Consider the following 19,811-nt stretch of genomic DNA (forward strand, 5'->3'; position numbering starts at 1 on the left):
GATCATGTCCACGGTCCGCGCCATCGATCCCGCGACGCTTCCGAAGCACTTCGACGCCGCCGAGGCGGAGCGACGCTGGCACGCGGCGTGGGATCGCCTGCGCACCTACGCCTGGGATCCGGCCCGGGGCCGCGACGAAACCTTCGTCGTCGACACGCCGCCGCCCACCGTCTCGGGCTCGCTGCACGTCGGTCACGTCTTCAGCTACACGCACGCCGACTGCCTGGCGCGCTACCAGCGCATGCGCGGCCGCAACGTCTTCTATCCGATGGGGTGGGACGACAACGGCCTGCCCACGGAGCGGCGGGTGCAGAACTTCTACAACATCCGCTGCGACCCGAGCGTGCCGTCGCGCGGCGTGCCCGACGTGCCGCCGCCGGGGAACGCGAAGGAGGCGCCGGCGCTGGTCTCGCGGCCCGACTTCATCGGCCATTGCCTCGTCCTCACGCGCGAGGACGAGGAGGCGTTCAAGGCGCTGTGGACGCGGCTCGGGCTGTCGGTCGACTGGTCGCTCGAATACTCGACCATCGATGCGCACTGCCGGCGCACGGCCCAGCTCTCCTTCCGCGACCTCTGGGACAAGGGCCACGTCTACAGCCTCGAAGCGCCAACCATGTGGGACGTCGACTTCCAGACCGCGGTGGCGCAGGCCGAGGTGGAAGACCGGCCGACACGCGGCGCCTTCCACCACGTGGCCTTCGGCGTCGACGGCAGCTCCGAGCACTTCGTCATCGCCACCACGCGCCCCGAGCTGCTGCCCGCCTGCGTCGGCGTGACCGCGCACCCGGACGACGCGCGCTACGAGCACCTCTTCGGCAAGCACGCGCTCACCCCGATCTTCCGCGTGCCGGTGCCGATCTTCCCGAGCGAGCTCGCGGATCCCGAGAAGGGCACCGGCATCCTCATGGTGTGCACCTTCGGCGACGCCACCGACGTGCAGTGGTGGCGCGAGCAGCGGCTCCAGCTGCGCCAGATCATCGGCCGCAACGGCCGTCTCGTGCCGGTCGAGTTCGGCAGCGAGGGCTGGGAGAGCCGCGACCCGGAGCGCGCCAACGCCGCCTACGCCGAGATCACCGGTAAGGCGATGAACGGGGCGCGCCAGAAGATCGTAGAGCAGCTGCGCGACGCCGCCAACGCCGCGACGCCGGGCGGTGGGCCGCCGCTGCGCGAGGAGCCGAAGCCGCTCGAGCACAGCGTCAAGTACTACGAGAAGGGCGACCGCCCGCTCGAGTTCGTGACCACGCGCCAGTGGTTCGTGCGTCTCCTGCGCCAGAAGGACGCGCTGATCGCCAAGGGCGACGTCGTGCGCTGGCATCCCGACTTCATGCGGCTGCGCTTCCGCAACTGGACGGAGAACCTGAACGCCGACTGGTGCGTCAGCCGCCAGCGCTTCTTCGGCGTGCCGATCCCGGTCTGGTATCCGCTCGACGCGGACGGGCGCCCGCAGCACGACGCGGCCATCTGCGCCGACGCCGCGCAGATGCCCTGCGACCCGACCACCGACGTCCCGGCGGGCTACAGCGAAGCGCAGCGGGGCGCACCCGGCGGCTTCGTCGCCGACCCGGACGTCTTCGACACCTGGTTCACCAGCTCGCTGACGCCGCAGATCAGCTCGCACTGGCCGGCGGATGCGGCGCGCCACGCGCAGCTCTTTCCCGCCGACATCCGCCCGCAGAGCCACGAGATCATCCGCACGTGGGCGTTCTACACCATCGCCAAGGCGCTCCTGCACGAGGACACCATCCCGTGGCACCACGTGGTCGTGTCGGGATGGATCCTCGATCCGGACCGCAAGAAGATGTCGAAGTCGAAGGGCAACGTGGTGACGCCGATGCACCTCCTCGACGACTACGGCGCCGACGGCGTGCGCTACTGGGCGGCGTCGGCGCGCCTCGGCACCGACACCGCGTTCGACGACAAGGTGTTCAAGGTCGGCAAGCGCCTGGTGACGAAGCTCTTCAACGCCGGCAAGTTCGTGCTCGGGCAGGCCGGCCCGGTGGCGCCGATCACGGCGCCGCTCGACCGCGCCTTCGTCCACCGGCTCGCACGCCTGGTGGAGCAGGTGACCGCGCACTACGAGCGCTTCGACTACGCCCACGCGCTGCAGGACACCGAGGCGTTCTTCTGGCGCGACTTCACCGACACCTACCTCGAGCTGGTGAAGGGCCGCGCGCGCGACGCCGGCGCCGAGCAGGGGTCGGCGCTGGCGGCGCTGCGGCTCGGGCTGTCGGTGCTGCTCCGCCTGTTCGCGCCGGCGCTGCCGTACATCACCGAGGAAGTGTGGTCGTGGGCCTTCGCCGAGGACCACGGCGCGCCGACGATCCACCGTGCGGGCTGGCCGTCCGCGGCGGAGCTGGCGGGCGTCGCGTCGTCGGAGGACCCGGCCTGCTTCGACGCCGCCGTCGCCTGCTACGCGGCGATCAACAAGGCGAAGTCGGAGGGCGGCGTGTCGACCGGCCGTGCGGTCACGCAGATGACGCTCGCCGTCGACGCGGCGACGCGCACGCGCCTCGAGCCCGTGCTGGGCGACGTGCTCGCGGCGGCCCGCGTCGCCGGCCACCTCCTGGAGACCGCGCCCGACCTCGCGGACGGCGAGTTCCGCGTTGCGGACGCGGCGTTCGCACCCGCTCCGGCCGACGCATGAGCGCGGACCCCGTCTTCGACCATCCGCTCGTCGCACGGCTCCTCGAGCTCGCGATCGCGGAGGACGTGGGCGGCGGCGATCACACCTCGGAGGCGACCGTGCCCGCGTCGGCCCGGGCGCACGGCCGGCTGCTCGCGAAGCAGGAGCTCGTGGTCTGCGGCCTGCCGCTGCTGGAGCGCGTGTTCGCCCGGCTCGGCGGCGCCAGCGTGACGGTGATCGCGGCCGAGGGGCAGGCGGTAGCGGCGGGATCGGTCGTCGCCGGCGTCGGCGGTGCGGCGCGCACGCTCCTCGCCGGCGAGCGGCTGGCGCTGAACCTCGTGCAGCACCTCTGCGGCATCGCCACGCTGACGCGCGCCTGCGTCCAGCGCGTCGTCGGCACCGGCCTCGTGATCCGCGACACGCGCAAGACCGTCCCGGGCATGCGCGTGCTGGCGAAGTACGCCGTGCGCGCCGGCGGCGGCACCAACCATCGCCTGGCGCTCGACGACGCGATCCTGGTGAAGGACAACCACCTGTCGCTCGGCGGCGGCGACTTCGCCGCGGCGGTGACGGCGGCGCGGCGCGACTTCCCGGGGCTGCCGCTCGAGGTCGAGTGCCGCACGCTGGCCGAGGTCGAGCGTGCGGCGGCGGCGAACCCCGACCTCATCCTGCTCGACAACATGTCGCCGGCGCAGATGCGCGACGCGGTCGCCCGCGTCGCGGGCCGCGTGCCGCTGGAGGCGTCGGGCGGCATCGGGCTCGACGATCTCCCGGCGGTCGCCGCCGCCGGCGTGCAGTACGTCGCGATGGGCGCGCTCACGCACTCCGCGGGGGCGTGCGACCTCAGCCTCAAGCTCACGCCGGCGCGCTGAGCGCCGGCCGTCGCTGCGGCGCGCGCGCGCCGGCTGACGGCTCGCCGCACCGCGCAGCCCTCTGCTATCTCGGTCGCATGCCCCGCACGCAGCGGCCGGTTCCCGATCCCCGTCTCGTCGGCTGGTTGCGCGAGGCGGGACGCCCCGTCTCCGGCGAGGAGCTGGCCCGCCGCCTCGGCTGCTCGCGCGCCGCGGTGTGGAAGCACATCGCCGCGCTGCGCGCGCAGGGCTTCACCATCGGCGCGCACCACGCCCGCGGCTACTCGCTCGATGCCACGCCCGACCGGCTCGACCCGGTGACGCTCGCGCCGCTCCTGCGCGGGCGCTGGCGCACGATCGACTGGCACGCCGAGATCGACTCGACGCAGCGCCGCGCGCGCGAGCTCGGGCGGGCCGGGGCCGAGGAGGGCACGGTCGTGGTCGCCGAGGCGCAGAGCGCGGGGCGCGGACGGCTCGGCCGCAGCTGGCACTCGCCGCCGGGGCTGAACCTCTACTGCTCGATCCTGCTGCGGCCGCCGGTCGCGCTCGCCGAGGTGCCGCAGATCGCGCTCGTCGCCGGCCTCGCCGTCGCCGAGGCGGTCGAGGTCACGACCGGGCTCGGGCCGCGCCTCAAGTGGCCGAACGACGTGCTCCTCGGCGGTCGCAAGACGGCCGGCATCCTCACCGAGCTCGAGGCCGAGGAGGAGCGCGTGCAGCTCGTCATCGCCGGCATCGGGGTCAACCTCAACCTCGAGACCTTTCCCGACGAGCTGGCGGACAAGGCGACCTCGCTGCGCCGCGCGGTCGGGCGTCCGATCGACCGCGGCGCCTTCCTCGCCGGGTTGCTCGCCGCGTTCGAGGCGCGTTATGAGCGATTCCTCGCGTCCGGATTCGCGCCGATGCGTGCCGAGTGGGAGTCCTACGCTGCCTTGACGGGCAGGACGGTCCGGGTGGCCGCGCCGCAGGGCGAGGTCGCGGGTCGGGTGCTCGGCCTCGACGACGACGGCGCGCTGCGTCTCGACCCCGGCGACGGCGGCGTGGTGCGGGTGGTGGCCGGCGAGGTGTCGGTGGTGGACGGGTACGGAGAGTGAGGGTCGGATGCTGCTCGCGCTGAACGTCAACAACACGCACACGCTGGTCGGGCTCTACGAGGGCGAGAAGCTCCTCGTACACTGGCGACTCAGCACCGATCAGGCGCGCACGGTCGACGAGTACGGCGTGCTGCTGCGCGGGCTCTTCGCCGAGTGGGGGCAGCCGCGGCCGCCGATCACCGGCGTCGCCGTGTCGAGCGTCGTGCCGCCCATGAACGACCGCATCGAGGAGGTGTGCCGCCGCTTCTTCGGGCACGAGCCGCTGGTCGTCGGCCCCGGCGTGCGCACCGGCGTGCCGATCCTCTACGACAACCCGAAAGAGGTCGGGGCGGACCGCATCTGCAACGCCGTCGCCGCCTACGATCGGGTGCGCGGCGCCGCCATCGTCGTCGACTTCGGCACGGCGACGACCTTCGACGTGGTGACCGCGAAGGGCGAGTACGCCGGCGGGGTGATCGCTCCCGGCATCGGCATCTCGCTCGACGCGCTGGTCGCGCGCACCGCGAAGCTGCCGCGCGTCGAGCTGCAATGGCCGCCGCGCGTCGTCGGCAAGACCACCGTGCACGCGATCCAGGCCGGCGTCACCTTCGGCTACACCGCGCTGGTCGACGGCCTGGTCGACCGCATCCGCGCCGAGCAGGACCGCGACGCGCGCGTCATCGCCACCGGAGGACTCGGGGCGCTCATCGCCCCGCATTCGAGAACCATCGAGACCGTCGACGAGTTCTTGACGGTCGACGGTCTGCGCATGATCTGGGCCAGGAACGGAGGTCGGGATGCCACCTGACGAAGTGCAGAGGCTCCGCAGCGTCGCCATCGTCGGGCAGGGCGGCGGCGGCAAAACCACGGTCGCCGACGCCCTCCTGTTCGTCGCCGGCGCCGCCACCCGCATCGGCCGCGTCGACGACGGCTCGTCGGCGTTCGACACCGAGCCCGAGGAGCAGCGCCGCAAGAGCTCCCTCACCGCCAGCCTGCACCACGTCGGCTGGAAGAAGCACGAGATCGTGCTCATGGACACGCCGGGCTACGCGGCGTTCCTCCACGACGCCCACAACTGCCTCGTCGCCGCGACCGGCGCGGTGTTCGTCCTGGGAGCGACCGGCGGGGAGGTGAAGGTCGAGGCCGAGAAGCTCTGGGGCTGGCTGCGCGAGCGCGGCATCCCCGCCATCGGCTTCGTCACGCGGCTCGACCGCGAGCGCGCGAGCCTGGGGCAGGCCCTCGACGACCTGAAGCTGCTCGGCGTGCGTCCCGCCGTGCTCCAGGTGCCGATCGGGAGCGAGGCCGGATTCCGCGGCGTCGTCGACGTCCTCGCCGACAAAGCGTTCGTGTACGAGGACGAGGCGGTGCGCGAGGAGCCGGTGCCCGCCGAGATGGCCGACGCCGTCCGCGCCGCCCGCGAGCTGCTGACCGAGACCGTCGCCGAGGCAACCGACGAGCTGCTCGAGAAGTACCTCGAGCACGGCGAGCTCTCGCCCGAGGACCTCCTCGCCGGCCTGCACGAGGGCACGCGCGGCGGCAAGTTCCTGCCCATCCTGTGCGGGGCGGGCGTCCGCGGCATCGGCCTCCAGCCGCTGCTCGACGCCATCGTGACCATGCTGCCGCCGGCGTCGGAGCTGCCGCCGTGGGCCGGCGACGATCCGAAGACGGGCGCGAGCGTCGAGCGCCCCGCCGATCCGGCGGCGCCGTTCTCGGCCTACGTGCTGAAGACCATCGTCGACCCGCACGCGGGCAAGCTCTCGGTCCTGCGCGTCGTGTCCGGGCGTGCGCACGGCGACCTCACCGTCCTCAACTCGTACCGCGAGGGCCGTGAGCGGCTCGGGCATCTCGTGCGGCTCGAGGGCAGGAAGCAGGTGGGCGTCCAGCAGGCGTTCCCGGGCGACGTCGTCGCGGTCGCGAAGCTGAAGGACACGCACTCGGGCGACACGCTGTGCGACGAGAAGGCGCCGGTCGTGTTCCCGCCGCTCCCCGACGTGCCGGCGGTCATCTCGTTCGCGCTCCAGGCGAAGAGCCGCGCCGACGACGACAAGGTGATGCAGGGGCTCCACCGCCTGATGGAGGAGGACACGGGGCTGCGCGTCCACCGCGACGAGCAGACCAACGAGTTCGTGATCTCCGGCTCGGGACAGCTCCACGTCGAGCTGGCGGTCGAGCGCGTGCGGCGCAAGTTCGGCGTCGAGGTCGAGCTGAAGGCGCCGAAGGTGCCGTACAAGGAGACCATCCGCGGCAGCGCCAGGGCGCAGGGGCGCCATAAGAAGCAGACCGGCGGCCACGGCCAGTTCGCCGACTGCTGGCTCGAGCTGACGCCGCTGCCGCGCGGCGCCGGCTTCGAGTTCGAGGACGCCGTCGTCGGCGGCGCGATCCCGCGCCAGTTCATCCCCGCGGTCGAGAAGGGCTCGCGCGAGATGCTGGGGCAGGGAATCCTCGCCGGCTACCCCATCGTCGACGTGAAGGTGAAGGTCTACGACGGCTCCGCGCACGACGTCGACTCCTCGGAGATGGCGTTCAAGATCGCCGCGCACCTCGGCTTCCGCAAGGCCTTCGAGCAGGCGAAGCCGGTGCTGCTGGAGCCGATGATGGTGCTGACGGTCACCGTGCCCGACGAGCACATGGGCGACGTCATCGGCGATCTCAACAGCCGGCGCGGCAAGGTGCTCGGCGCCGAGCCGAAGGGCACCGGCCAGCAGGTGATCCGCGCCCAGGTGCCGATGGCCGAGGTGCTGCGCTACGCGCCGGACCTGCGCTCGATGACGCAGGGCCGCGGGGACTTCGCGCTCGAGCTGGCGCATTACGAGGAGGTGCCGGCGCACGTCGCCGAGCGCATCGTGAAGGACGCGGCGGGGGCGCGGGCGGAGAAGCATGCGTGACCCGGGCGGAGCCGACGAGGAGCTCGACGCCGACGCCGTCGCCCGCATCGTGCGCGAGATCGAGGCGGGAGAGGACTCCATCCTCGTCCCCTTCGAGCTGATCGGCGACTTCGAGCGCCCGCCGGGGACGGCGCCGCCGCCGAGCCTGTTCCAGGAGGTGCTCGGCATGAGCGTCTCGCAGAAGATCAAGCTCGCGCTGCGCGGCAACAAGGACGCGCGCACCATCCTCATCCGCGACAACAACAAGCTGGTGCGCCGCTTCGTGGTGATGAACCCGCGCATCACCGACGGCGAGGTCGTCCAGCTCTGCCGCAACCGCTCGGCCGACGACGAGCTGATCCGCATCGTCGCGGAGGACCGCGAGTGGGTGCGGAACTACCAGGTGAAGCTGGCCCTGGTGACCAACCCGAAGACGCCGCTCGTGATCGCGATGCGCCTCGTGGCGCAGCTCGGCGAGCGCGACGTGCGCGCGCTGGCGAAGTCGCGCAACGTCCCGCAGGCGGTCGCGGTGCAGGCGCGTCGCATCGTCGTCGAGAAGGACAAGAAGAGCAGCGGGGGCGGGAAGCACTGATGGGGCTGCCGTACGCCGTGGTGCGGCGGCTCGCGGCGGTGCGTGCGGCCGTCGAGCCGCCGGTGCGCCGCGTGCTCTTCGGCGCCGGGCCGAGCTGGCGCCGCCAGGCGAACGTGCTCCCCTGGCTCGACGCGCCCGACGCCGACGCGAAGGCGGCGGCGTCGGGCGCCGACGCGCCGTGGCTGCGGCAATGGGTGCGCGACGGCTACGTCGTCGCCGACGGGCTCGTCGACGCGGCCGACGTCGACGCCATGCTCGCGACCCTCGACGGCCTCTGGGACGCGCCCGCGCCCATCCCGCATCTCGACCTGCTGGGGCTGCGCGACGTTCGGGGCGGGGAGCAGTACACGCTCTCGCACGAGGCCCTGCTGGCGCGCCCGCCGGGCGAGCGTGCGCGCATCCGCGCCGCCTCCGACTGGCGCATCCACGGCTTCCACTACGTCAACGCGTCGGCGCGGCGGCTCTTCGGCAACCGGCGCCTGCGGGCCACGGCGTCGCGGCTGCTCGGCCGCCGCGCGCGCCCGTTCGCCGCCATCAACTTCATGTGCGGCAGCCAGCAGGACCTCCACCAGGACATGGGCGTGTTCCACGTCTGGCCGCAGAACTGGCTCCTGGGCGCGTGGATCGCGTGCGAGGACGTCGCCGCCGACAGCGGCCCGCTCGTCCTGTACCCCGGCTCGCACCGCGCGCCGTTCTTCCCGGGCTTCGCCGACTATCCCCAGACGAACCTGCGCACCGCCGACGCCGCGGGGACGGCGGCCTACCACCGCTACGTCGAGAAGGTCGCGGCGCGCTTTCCGCGCAAGGAGTTCCTCGCGACCAAGGGCCAGGTGCTCTTCTGGCACGGGATGCTGGTCCACGGCGGTGCGCCGGTCGCGCGCCCGGGCAGCACGCGCAAGTCGATGGTCCTGCACTATACCGTGCGCGGCGCCGACCGCGCCCGCGAGGTGCAGGGTCCGTTCCGCTGGTGAGCTACTCGACGTACCCGAGCGTCTTCAGCTTCTGGCGCAGGGCCGGGTCGGCGGCGCGGTCGGCGCGCGGCGGCGGCGGGGCGGTGGCGGCGTAGGTGGCGAGGGCCTCGCCGAGGGCGGCGCCCTGCGGCGCCTGCGGCTGGTCGTGTCGCTCCCCCGGGTCGGCGGCGAGATCGTAGAGCTCGCGGCGCGGGAGCGAGGGCGCGTCGATCAGCTTCCAGCGGTTCGTGCGCAGCGCCACGAGCGGCATCGGCTTGCGGTCGGGGCCGACCGCGGTCGAGGTCTCGCTGACGGCGCTGCGCATCGGCACCGCGGCGAGGAGGTTCGCGCCGGGGAGGTCCTCGGGCGTCTCGAGCCCGAGGCGCTCGGCGACGGTGGGCAGGAGATCGATGCCCTGCGCGGCGGAGGTGACGCGCCCGGGTGCCACGCCCGGCCCGGCGATGACCAGCGGCACGCGGATCGACTCCTCGTAGAGCTGGGTGCCGTGCTTCAGGCGCCCGTGCTCCTGGAACTCCTCGCCGTGATCGGCCGTGACGATGACGACGGTGCGGTCGGCGAGGCCGAGCGCGTCGAGGCCGGCGAGCAGCCGCCCGAAGGCGGCGTCCCACTCGGCGACCTCGGCGGCGTAGAGCTTCCGTACCCACGCCAGCTCGGGCGGCGTCAGGCCCGGGGCGCCCTTGTAGGTGATCCTGGTGGCGAGGTCGGTCACCCAGCCGCGCGCGACCTCGGGGCGCACGTCGGCCGGCGCCGGGGGCGGATTCGCCGGCGTGTAGGGATCGTGCGGCTCCATGAAGTGGACGTAGCCGAAGAAGCGCAGGTCGCGGTGCGCGCCGAGCCAGTCGAGGGCGGCGGCGTTGACGGTGGCGGCCGCCGGCCAGTTCCGCGCCTTCGGGTCCCAGCCGTACTCGACGAAGGTCTCGAACCCCTGCGCCAGGTTCGTGCCGCGGGTGACGAGCGGGTTGCTGGAGACGCCGAAGGTGGTGATGCCGGCCTGCGCGGCCAGCTCGGCGAGCGTCGTCACGCGGTCGGAGAGGAAGCCCCAGCGGCCGTCGTCCTGGCCGCCGCCGATGGCGCCGGTGGCGCCGTGGCTGCGCGGGTGGAGTCCGGTGAACAGCGTCGCGATCGACGGCAGCGTCCAGCACGATTGTGCGACCGCCTGCTCGAAGACGAGCCCGCGGGCGGCGAAGACGTCGAGGTTCGGCGTCGGGCTCGGGCTCGCGCCGAGGACGCCGACGTGGTCGGCGCGCAGCGTGTCGACCAGGACGACGAGGACGTTGGGACGCTCCGCCGACGCCGGCTGGCGCGGCACCGCGTCGCGCCGCACGACCCGTACCATGCCGAAGCCCGGGGTGCCGGCGAGCGGCGCCGAGGGATCCGTCGCCTCGGTGGCGAGCTCGATCTCGGCGGTGCGCGCGGCGGGGCCGAGCGCGACCTCGACGTCGAACCAGCGCCGATCGTGCCGCGTCGCGGCGGGATCGACGACCTGCGACCAGGCCTCGCGCCCGTCGACCCGGGCGCGGAAGCGCACGCCGCTCTTCTCCGCGTCCTTCTGGCCGTCGCCCGCGACCGCCACCGCGAAGCGCAGCGTGGCGTGCGCCGGCACGGCGAGCCGCCAGCGCAGGCGCGTTCCCGGCCAGGCGACCAGGCTCGGGCGCTGCCCGCCGCCCTCGCGCAGGCGGCTCCCCGGCTCGAGCTGCGCCGGCACGACGGGGTGCGTGGGGTCCTGCGCGACGACGACCTCGGGGCCGATCTGGTCGGAGAGCTCCGCGACGGTGTGCTCGACGGCGATGGTCTCTGGCAGCGCCTGCGGATCGCGCCCGCAGGCCGCGAGCAGGACGAGAAGGGCGACGAGGACGTGCGTCATTCGACGTATCCGAGCGCCCGCAGGCGATCGCCGAGGCCGTCGGCGCGGGCCGCGGTCGGGGGTGGGGGCGCCGTGCGGCGCCAGGCGTCGAGCGCCTCGCCGAGCCGGCGGGCCTCCTCGGGCGCGCTCGCGAAGCGGTCGATCTGCTCGCCCGGATCGGCGCGGAGATCGAAGAGCTCGAAGCGGTCGAGCTGGGGCGCGTGGATCAGCTTCCAGCCGTCGTGGCGGACGGCGACCAGATCGACGAGGGTGCCGCCGGGTCCGTGGGCGAGGCTGGTTTCGGAGACGATGGGCACCTCGGCGAGCGGAGCCAGCAGATCGCGTCCCGGGAGCGCCGCCGGCGGCTCGAGCCCGAGGAGGCGGGCGAGCGTCGGGTAGAGATCGATGCCCTGCACCGGCACGAGGACGCGGCCGGGAGCGATGCCGGGGCCGGCGAGGACGAGCGGGACGCGCACGAGCTCGTCGTAGAGGCTGACGGCGTGCTTCAGGTGCCCGTGCTCCTGGAACGCCTCGCCGTGATCGGCGGTGACGACGATCACCGTCGACTCGCGCAGGCCGAGCGCGTCCAGCCCGGCCAGCAGCGTGGCGAGCCCGCGATCGAAGGCGGCGACCTCGCGGTCGTAGAGGGTCTGCAGGTGCGCGAGCTCGCCCGCCGCGAGCGGCGGCGCCTCGCCGCGGTTCACCTTGCGGCCGAGGACGTCGATGCGTCCGTCGGCGACGGCGGGCCGCACGCCGGCGGGCGGTACGGCGGGATCGGGCGGCGTGTAGGGATCGTGCGGCTCCATGTACTGCACCCAGGCGAAGAAGCGGTGGCCGCCCTGGCGGGCGAGCCAGCCGAGGAGCGCGGCGTCGAGCGCCGGCGCCGACTCCCAGCCGGTGCGGCCGCCCACCCAGCCGAGCTCGACGAACTCCTCGAAGCCCTGTGCGAGATTCGTTCCGCGCGTGACGACCGGGTTGGCCGACACCGCGAAGGTGCCGATGCCCGCCTGCGCCGCCAGCTCGGGCAGGGTCACGAACGCGTCGGGCAGGGCCCGCCCGGTGCCGTCGTCGCCGCCGCCGACGCCGTGGCTGCGCGGGTGCACGCCGGTGAGCATCGACGCCACCGAGGGCAGCGTCCACGACGCCTGCGCGATCGCCTCGGTGAAGCGCAGCCCGCGGGCGGCGAGCGCGTCGAGCACCGGCGTCAGGCCGCTGCCCGGCCGGAGGCGGTCGGCGCGCAGGGTGTCGACGAGCAGCACGAGGACGCTCGGCTGCTGCGGCGACGCGGTCTGGCGCGGCGCCGTGCGGGTGCGGACCAGGCGGGCGTCGGCGATGCCGGCACGGCCGGCGAGCGGCGCGCCGGCGTCCTCCGCCGTGGTCTCGACGACCAGCTCGATCGGCTCCGCGCTGGCGGGCAGGGGCACGCGCAGCTCGAGCCAGCCGCGGTCGTCGCGCCGGGCCTGCGGGATTCACCGTGCGCGCGGCGAGCGTGCGGCCCGCGGCGGAGACGGCGAAGGCACGCCGCCACGGGCGGCGTCGCGGCGCGTGGCGCCGGCGACGGTGAGGCCGAGCACCAGCGCGGCGTCGGCGGACGGCGACGCGGGCCGCGAGCCGGAGTGCCGGGCGGGGTGGGGATGGCGCGGCGGGTGCCGCCGCCGTGGCGCATCGGCGGCAGCGGCCGTGGGCCTCGCGCGGCCGCTCGCCGCCGAGCGCCGGCTCGAGGTCGGCCACGATCTCGTCGATGCGTACCGTGTCGGGCAGCGGCGCCGGGCCCGCGCGTGCGCCAGGCGAGGGCCGCGCCGGCGACGGCGAGGACGGCGAGCGCGACCAGCGTGCGCGCCCTCACTCGACGTACCCCAGGGCGCGGAGCTGGCGCATCACGTCGGGCGGTGGCGCCACGCCCGCGCCCTCCGGGCCGAGCCTCGCCGCCAGCCGCGCGCACTCCGCCTGCCAGCGATCGAGCTCGGCGCGCAGGCGCGCCACCAGCGCCGGGTCGGCCGCGGCGCGATCGACGCGCTCGCCCGGATCGGCGGCGAGGTCGAAGAGCTGCATGTGGTCGCCGAGCAGGAGCAGCGTGTGGCCGTCGAGGCGCAGGCTCTGGAAGCGCGGCGTGCGGTGGGGCGGGCCGTGCTCGCTCACCACCGGCTGCGGCGGCAGCGGCGCGCCGCGCAGCAGCGGGACCAGGCTGCGCCCCTGGACGTAGGCGGGCGCCGGCACGCCGACGAGGTCGAGGATCGTGGGCGTGAGGTCGAGGAGGCGCACCGGGGCATCGATGCGCAGGCCCGCCGGCAGGCGGCCCGGCCAGCGCAGCACGAGCGGCACGTGGAGCGTGTGGCGCCAGAGGTCGTCGTGCAGGAAGGCGCCGTGCTCGGCGAACGCCTCGCCGTGGTCGGAGGTGAAGACGACGAGCGTCTCGCGCCGGGGATCGCGCGCCGCGAGGTCGGCGAGCAGACGCGCGAGCGTCAGGTCGTCCATGTGGCGGATGCCGGCCTCGTAGAGGCGGTGCACGAACGCGACCGCGCGCGGGTCGGTGGGGTCGACGTCCTTCCAGAAGAGCGCGTGCGCCTGCTCCCAGTTCTCGGCGCCGCGGCGGATGGCGCGCACGGCGTCGAGGATGGGGCCGCGATAGTCGGGGTCGAACTGGTCGATCCAGCCGGGGGGCGGCGTGTAGGGATCGTGGATCTCGAAGCTGTGGAAGAAGAGGAAGACCGGCCGGCGCCCGCCGGCATTGCCGGCGATCCAGCGCTGGGCGCGGGCTAGAGGCTTCGTGTGCCGGTAGACCTCGAAGCCGTGCTCGAAGCCGCGCGAGGCGTGCATCGGGCCGCCGTCGGTGAAGGCGACGGTGCGCCAGCCGGCGTTGCGCAGCAGCTCGGCGAGCGTGTGCAGGCGCGGGTTCAGCACCGGCTCGGCGGTGGCGCCTTCCCACATGGTGACGCCGTGCACGGCCGGGTAGACGCCGGTCAGCATCGTCATGTGCGACGGCGTCGTCTTCGGCGCCTGGCTGAGGACGTCGCTGAAGAGCACGCCCTCGGCGGCGAGGCGGGCGTCGAAGGTCGGGCTGGTCGGCCGCGGATTGCCGTACGCCCCGAGGCCGTCGGCGCGCAGCGTGTCGATCGAGACGAGGACGACGTTCGGTCCGTCCGGCACCGGCGGCACGATCGCGGCGGCGGCGCGCAGCAGCGCCGCGACCGCAGCACCGCGACCGCGCGCCGCCGCTCGCGGCGGGCGCCGGGCGCGGCCGCGCCACCAGCGCCAGGCCAGCGCGAGCACGACGAGCACGCCGGCGCAGGCCGGCGCGAGGCGGTCGAACCACCACACGCCGGCGTCGAGCGTGAGCCAGCGCAGCCCGTCGCTCCACCAGGCGCCGCGCTCGGCGGCGCGCGCCGCCGCGGCGCCGGCGAGCGGCAGCGCGAGCACGACGCCGGCCGCGGCGGGACGGAGGAGGCCGCGCAGCAGGCCGCGGGACGACGCGCGCGGCCGGCTCACCCCGCCGCCCTCCTCCGCAGCGCGCGCACGAGCGGCGCGGGCAGGACGAGCGCCGCCCACGCGGCCAGCGCAGCCGTTGCCGAGGGCGCTGCCCGGATGCTCGCGCAGCGCCCGCGCCGCCAGCCGCGGCCGGCGCCGCGCGCGGGCTCGGCGGCCGCGGCCCACCAGAGATGCCGTGCGCGCACGGCGGCGCGGCCGATGCCGGCGGCGCGGGCCGTGGTCGGATCCGCCCAGTGCTTGTCGATCACGGCGAGGGCGCTGGCGAGGACGCGCGCGCGCGGCGTGTTCGCGTCGTGGATGCGGTAGCACACCAGATCCTCGTCGACGCCGACGACGGCGCGCCCGCGTGCGAGGCGCAGCCAGAGGTCCCAGTCCTCGCAGCCGAGGACGGGGAGCGTGGCGTCGAAGCCGGCGAGCGCCTCCACGAGGGCGCGCGGGGCGACGACGGAGGCGAGGATCAGCACGTTGCCGCGCGCCAGCTCGGCGAAGGCGTCGCCGGCGAGCGGACGCGGCGGCTTGTGCTCCGGCAGCGGCCGGCCGGCGGCATCGACGAAGCGCGCCCGCGTCCAGCAGAGCGCGGCGCCGGGGACGCGCTCCAGCGCCGCCAGCTGCCGCTCCAGCTTCGCCGGCAACCAGGTGTCGTCGGCGTCGAGGAACGCGAGCCACGGCGCGCGCGCGGCGGCGACGCCGCGATTGCGGGCGCCGGCGCGCTCCAGACGCGGCCCCGGCAGGTGGCGCACGCGCGCGTCGGCGGCGGCGTGGCGTGCGACGATGGTGGGCGTGTCGTCGGTGGAGCCGTCGTCGATCACCAGCAGCTCCCAGTCGGGACGCGTCTGCGCGCGCACGCTGGCGATGGTCTCGTCGAGCCAGCGGCCGCCGTCGTGCGTCGCGAGGACGACGCTCACCGCCGGCGTCACGGCCGCGGCCGTCCCGTGAGGCGGTCGCGCACGTCGAGGGCGAGGCGGACGAACGGGTTGCCGTAGACGCGGTCGAGGAGCGTCGAGACGGTGGCGAGCTCGGCGTGCACGCCGGCGACCGCGGCGGCGACGTGCTCGCGGTAGAGCGCCTCGTGCTTGTGGACGAGCCGGGTCACCAGGCCCGCGGTGCGCCCGCTCGCGCGCACGCCCGCCTCGCGGCTGTCGGGCCGGCGGTTGTACCAGCACAGCACCTCCGGGACGGCCTGGCCGCGCCAGCCGCGCGCCGCGGCGCGGATCCAGAAGTCCCAGTCCTCGCCGGTCTCGTGGAACGCGGGGTCGAAGCCGCCGACCTCCTCCCAGAGCTCGCGGCGGAAGAGGGTCGCGACGTGCACGGTGCAGCGCACGAGGAGGTCCGGGATGGCGAAGGCGCCGGTGCGCCAGACGCCGCGATGCGCGCCCGTGAGGCCGACCCAGGGATGGACGACGCCGAGGCTCGGGTCGGCGGCGAGGACGGGGACGGTGCGCTCGAGGTAGCGGGGCTCGAGCCAGTCGTCGGCGTCGAGCGGCAGGATGAAGCGGCCGCGGGCCTCGGCGATGGCGCGGTTGCGGGCGGCGGACGGCCCCGCGTTCTCCTGGCGCACGAGACGCACGCCGGGCCCGGCCGCGGCGGCGTCGAGCCGGCGGCGGGTCTCGTCGCGACGCGAGCCGTCGTCGACGATGACGAGCTCGCGGTCGGCGAAGGTCTGGGCGGCGACGCTGCCGAGCGCGCGCGCGAGCGCGGGGCCGGGATCGAGCACCGGCATGACGATCGACACGGTGGGCGCGCTCACGCCGCGCTCCGCAGCGCGCGCAGGCGCGGCATCGCGCGCAGCAGCCCGCGCAGGTAGCCCCATGCCTCGCGGCGGCGGCACTCGCGCGCGAAGCGGCCCGCGTCGATCGGCTCGCGCGGCGCGTACGGCAGGGTGAGGAAGCTCGCGCCGTAGAGCCAGCGCAGGCGCCAGAGCGCCCGCAGGACGCCGCGGTTGCGCAGGATGAAGACGGCGGCCGACTGTCCGCCGGTGCTGGCGCGGCGGAGCATCCAGGCCGGCGAGATGCGCTCGGGCAGCACGACGTGGTCGACGACCGCGTCGGGCAGGTAGAGGATCGTGCCGCCCGCGTGCTCGAGGCGGTAGCAGAGGTCGGTCTCGTCGTGCACGAGCTGATGGCGGCCGCGTGGGCCGACGAGACGCGAGAAGCCCCCGCGCGCGCGGGCGGCGTCGGCACGGAAGGCGATGTTCGCGCCGTAGGGGTAGTCGGCCTGGCCGTAGCGGATCGGGTGGGCGGCGGGCCCCTGGTCGTAGGCGCTCAGCTGGCCGTGCAGCGTCGGATCGAGCCAGGCGGGCGCTGCGCCGGGAAAGCGGAGGACGATGCGGCCGCCGGCGGCGACGACGTCCGGGTCGTCGAACCCGGCGAGCAGGGCGGCGAGCCAGCCGGGCCGCGGGACGGCGTCGTCGTCGAGGTAGACGACGACGGCGCCGCGTGCCTCGGCGAGGCCGCGGTTGCGCGCCGCGGAGAGGCCGAGCTCGGGCTCGTGGACGCTGCGTAGGCCGGCGCCGAGGCGGCGGCCGAGGTCGGCGAGGAGGGCCGGCGTGCCGTCGGTCGAGGCGTTGTCGACGACGAGCACCTCGGCGCCGAGCGCGCGCGCCTGTGCGTGGGCATGGGTGACGGCCGTCGCCAGCACGTCGGCGCGGTCGTGGGTGCAGACGACGACGGTGGCCCGGGGAACGCTCATGCGGCGCGCAGACGGCGAAGGTGCCAGGCGACGCCGCGCGCCGCCAGCAGCCCGAACCCGGCGCCGATGGCTGCCCAGCCGCGAAGCGACCCGATCGGGGCGGCGGTGCCGGCGTCGGGGCGGGCGCCGCGGGGCGGCTGCGCCAGCACGCGCTCGTAGATGGCGTCGTGCCCGGCGGCGACCGCGTCCCAGTCGAAACGCTCCTGGACCAGCTGGCGGCCGGCGTTGCCGAGCCGCAGCGCGAGGGCGGGATCGTCGAGGAGGCGCTGCGCGGCGCCGGCGACGTCGGCGCCGCCGTCGGCGATGGCGAGGTGCTTCCAGGACTCGGCGCCGAGGCCCTCGGCGCCGATCGTGGTCGTCACCAGCGGGCGGGCCATGGCGAGGGCCTCGAGCACCTTGCCGCGCATGCCGGTCCCGAAGCGCACGGGGGCGACGACGACGCGCGCGGTGGCGAGATGCGGGCGCAGATCGGCGACGCTGCCCAGCACCTCGACGCGGCCCTGCTGCGCGAGCCCGCCGACGGCGCGCTCGGCGTCGCGGCCGAGCACGCGCAGCGTGACCGAGCGGGCCATGCGCGGAAGCACGTCGCGCACCAGGAAGCGGACGGCGTCGGCGTTGGGCGGATGGCCGAAGTTGCCGACGAAGAGGAGGTCGGTGGTCGGTGTGCCGCGCACGGGCGACGGCCGGAACTCGGCGCAGTCGACCCCGACCGGGCTGACCGACAGCGCGAGCCCGGGGCGGAAGCGTCGCAGGCGGGCGGCGTCCTCGGGCGACATGGCGATCACGTGGTCGGCGGCGGCGACCGCGCGCAGCTCGAAGTCGAGCTCGCGCAGATAGCGGTGCAGGAGCACCGCGCCGAAGCGGGGAGGGCGTCCGAGCGCCCGCCACAGCGGCCCCTCCTGCGCGAACGCGATCTGGTGCACGGTGAGGATCGTCGGCACCGGCGAGGGCGGCATCAGGTTGCCCATCTCGCTGTACTCGTACTGCACCAGATCGAAGGCGTCGGCCGCGAGGCGCGCCGCGATCGCGTCGCGCAGCGCCGGGTCCGCGAAGCCGCCGGCGACCGTCTGCGGCAGCAGCGCCCAGGGGTCGTCGGGCGCATAGGGCGTCTTCGCGATCCGGTGGACCGCCGCGAGCCCGGGCGGCAGCACGGCGTCGGCGGCGCCCGCGTCCTCGGGGTCGACGAACGCGAGCAGGGTCACGCGATGCCGGGTCGCGAGCCGCGCGAGCAGCGCCCAGAAACGCTCGCGCGCGGCCGAGACGCCACGCCGCGGGAGGTTGGGCGTCACCCAGAGGAGACGGAGTTCCCGGGGCATCGGGCGCAGCGAAGGTAGCGGAGGGGCCCGAGGGCGGCAAACCGCGGGGCGCCGGCGCGGCCACGCTCGGGGCGGTGGGATGCCGGTTGCGTGCGCGCGGCGCGGATACTAGATGCGCCTCGGCCGCGCGCCGCACGCGCGGCCGAGGGGTGCATGGGCGGGCGTCTTCTGCGGGCGACGGTCGGACTCTTCGTGGTGTTCGCGACCGCGCTGGCCCTGGTCGTCCCGCCGTTCGAGATGCCCGACGAGCCGGCCCACGTCGCCTACGTGAGCTTCGTCGGCACGCGGCTCGCGTTGCCGAACCAGGGGGATCCGGCGGCACGTGTCGAAGGGCAGGGGCACCAGGCGCCGCTCTACTACGTCCTCGCGAGCACGCTCGTCTGGCTGGCGACCGGCGACGGACGGCTGGAGGTCGTGCGCGCCGAGAACGTCGCGCACGCGTGGCACGGCGGCGCGCGCTACGACGTGCCCCTCTACCGCAGCGACGACACGAATCGCTTCCCCTCGCCGCGGGACCGGCTGGCGTTCTACGGGCTGCGCCTCGTGTCGGTCGCGCTCGGGGCGGCGACGGTGGCCTGCGTGGGCCTCGCGGCGGGGCTGATGCTCGGCGCGGAGGCCGGCGCCGTCGCCGCGCTCCTCGTCGCCACGCTGCCGCAGTTCGCCGCCGTCGCCGCGGCCGTCACCGCCGACGACCTCGCCCAGCTGCTCGCGGCGCTGTTCGCCTGGCAGCTGCTCGTGGGGCTCTCCCGGGGCGGCGACCCGCGCGCGGGTACGCGGGCAGGCGTGTTCCTCGGGCTCGCGCTGCTCACCAAGAAGACGGCGCTCTGTCTCGTGCCTGGCGTTCCGCTCGCGCTGGCCGGCGGCGTCGTGCTCGGCCGGCTCGACGGCAGGGCGGCGCTGCGTCTCGGCCTCCGCGTGCTCGCGATAGGCCTCGTCGTGGTGGCGCCATGGTTGGCCCGCAACCAGCTCCTCTACGGCGATCCGCTCGGCAGCGCGATGGAGCGGGCGACGCTGCATGCGCTCGTCGACGAGAAGGCGTTCGGCGATCCGTGGTGGTGGACGACGTTCGCCCCGTGGACGGCGGCGTCGTTCGTCGGCGTCCTCGGCTGGCTGAACCTGTGGCTGCCGCGGCCGGTCTACTGGGGCTACGCGGGCCTCGCGCTCGTCGCCGTCGTCGGGCTCGCCCTGCGTGCGGCGCGCCCGCGGCGGGAGGACGTCGCCCTCGCCGTCGCGGCGGGGTTCGTGCTCCTCAGCGTCGCCGGCGTGGTGCACTTGAATCGCACCTTCCCGCAGCCGCAGGGACGCTACCTCTTCGTCGTCATGCCGTTCCTCGCGACGCTGGCCGCCGCCGGTCTCGTCGAGGTGGGGCGGCGGGTGCGGCTCGACGCGACGGCGCTGTGGTGCCTCCTGCTCGGGCCGCTCCTCGTCGTCGACGCGGTGACGGTCTGGCGGGTGGTGCGCTTCTTCGCGCCGGCTTGACCGCGCGGGAGACCGATCGTAGGACACT

General features: G+C 75.0%; 15 protein-coding genes. 8 read left to right on the forward strand and 7 right to left on the reverse strand.

Annotated elements, in window-relative coordinates; all coding sequences use genetic code 11:
- Positions 1-4: 4 nt before the first annotated feature.
- The 7 genes from valS to KIT14_12995 all read left to right on the forward strand — a co-directional run bounded on the left by valS (position 5) and on the right by KIT14_12995 (position 8,971).
- Positions 5-2,644, forward strand: a complete 2,640-nt coding sequence (gene valS / locus KIT14_12965; GenBank protein MCW5891444.1) for a valine--tRNA ligase — start codon at positions 5-7, stop codon at positions 2,642-2,644.
- Positions 2,641-3,495 carry a carboxylating nicotinate-nucleotide diphosphorylase gene (nadC, locus tag KIT14_12970; GenBank protein MCW5891445.1) on the forward strand — a complete coding sequence of 285 codons (855 nt, stop codon included), beginning with the start codon at positions 2,641-2,643 and terminating at the stop codon, positions 3,493-3,495. Before valS ends, nadC begins: the two co-directional genes overlap by 4 nt.
- Before the next feature lie 77 nt (positions 3,496-3,572).
- Complete coding sequence (locus KIT14_12975) at positions 3,573-4,565, forward strand: biotin--[acetyl-CoA-carboxylase] ligase (GenBank protein ID MCW5891446.1); 993 nt, start codon at positions 3,573-3,575, stop codon at positions 4,563-4,565.
- Between the two features lie 7 nt (positions 4,566-4,572).
- A complete protein-coding gene (locus KIT14_12980; protein MCW5891447.1) occupies positions 4,573-5,352 on the forward strand; it encodes a type III pantothenate kinase in 780 nt (259 codons plus the stop codon).
- The gene (locus tag KIT14_12985; protein ID MCW5891448.1) at positions 5,342-7,429 is read left to right on the forward strand and encodes an elongation factor G; all 2,088 of its coding nucleotides are present in this window, start codon (positions 5,342-5,344) and stop codon (positions 7,427-7,429) included. The genes KIT14_12980 and KIT14_12985 overlap by 11 nt, the downstream gene beginning before the upstream one ends.
- Positions 7,422-8,000 carry a hypothetical protein gene (locus KIT14_12990; protein MCW5891449.1) on the forward strand — a complete coding sequence of 193 codons (579 nt, stop codon included), beginning with the start codon at positions 7,422-7,424 and terminating at the stop codon, positions 7,998-8,000. The genes KIT14_12985 and KIT14_12990 overlap by 8 nt, the downstream gene beginning before the upstream one ends.
- Positions 8,000-8,971: a phytanoyl-CoA dioxygenase family protein gene (locus KIT14_12995; protein ID MCW5891450.1), complete on the forward strand. Its 972-nt coding sequence runs from the start codon at positions 8,000-8,002 to the stop codon at positions 8,969-8,971. Before KIT14_12990 ends, KIT14_12995 begins: the two co-directional genes overlap by 1 nt.
- 1 nt (position 8,972) lies before the next feature.
- Here KIT14_12995 and KIT14_13000 read toward each other — a convergent pair whose 3' ends face one another.
- The 7 genes from KIT14_13000 to KIT14_13030 all read right to left on the reverse strand — a co-directional run bounded on the left by KIT14_13000 (position 8,973) and on the right by KIT14_13030 (position 18,304).
- The gene (locus tag KIT14_13000) at positions 8,973-10,835 is read right to left on the reverse strand and encodes a sulfatase (GenBank protein ID MCW5891451.1); all 1,863 of its coding nucleotides are present in this window, start codon (positions 10,833-10,835) and stop codon (positions 8,973-8,975) included.
- On the reverse strand, positions 10,832-12,238 hold the full coding sequence (locus KIT14_13005) for a sulfatase (GenBank protein ID MCW5891452.1): 1,407 nt from the start codon (positions 12,236-12,238) through the stop codon (positions 10,832-10,834). The genes KIT14_13000 and KIT14_13005 overlap by 4 nt, the downstream gene beginning before the upstream one ends.
- A gap of 418 nt (positions 12,239-12,656) precedes the next feature.
- Positions 12,657-14,300, reverse strand: coding sequence for a sulfatase (locus KIT14_13010; protein MCW5891453.1), 1,644 nt, complete (start codon positions 14,298-14,300; stop codon positions 12,657-12,659).
- Positions 14,297-15,217 (reverse strand): glycosyltransferase, encoded by a 921-nt coding sequence (locus KIT14_13015; GenBank protein ID MCW5891454.1) that lies wholly within the window; start codon positions 15,215-15,217, stop codon positions 14,297-14,299. The genes KIT14_13010 and KIT14_13015 overlap by 4 nt, the downstream gene beginning before the upstream one ends.
- On the reverse strand, positions 15,214-16,047 hold the full coding sequence (locus tag KIT14_13020) for a glycosyltransferase family 2 protein (protein MCW5891455.1): 834 nt from the start codon (positions 16,045-16,047) through the stop codon (positions 15,214-15,216). Before KIT14_13020 ends, KIT14_13015 begins: the two co-directional genes overlap by 4 nt.
- Positions 16,044-16,988, reverse strand: a complete 945-nt coding sequence (locus KIT14_13025) for a glycosyltransferase family 2 protein (GenBank protein MCW5891456.1) — start codon at positions 16,986-16,988, stop codon at positions 16,044-16,046. Before KIT14_13025 ends, KIT14_13020 begins: the two co-directional genes overlap by 4 nt.
- Positions 16,985-18,304 (reverse strand): glycosyltransferase, encoded by a 1,320-nt coding sequence (locus tag KIT14_13030; protein ID MCW5891457.1) that lies wholly within the window; start codon positions 18,302-18,304, stop codon positions 16,985-16,987. Before KIT14_13030 ends, KIT14_13025 begins: the two co-directional genes overlap by 4 nt.
- Positions 18,305-18,457: 153 nt before the next feature.
- Between KIT14_13030 and KIT14_13035 the strand changes: the two genes are divergently transcribed.
- Positions 18,458-19,783 (forward strand): glycosyltransferase family 39 protein, encoded by a 1,326-nt coding sequence (locus tag KIT14_13035; protein MCW5891458.1) that lies wholly within the window; start codon positions 18,458-18,460, stop codon positions 19,781-19,783.
- The last annotated feature ends 28 nt before the right edge of the window (positions 19,784-19,811 follow it).

The organism is bacterium (assembly GCA_026129405.1).
Classification (GTDB): Bacteria; Desulfobacterota; Binatia; order DP-6; family DP-6; genus JAHCID01.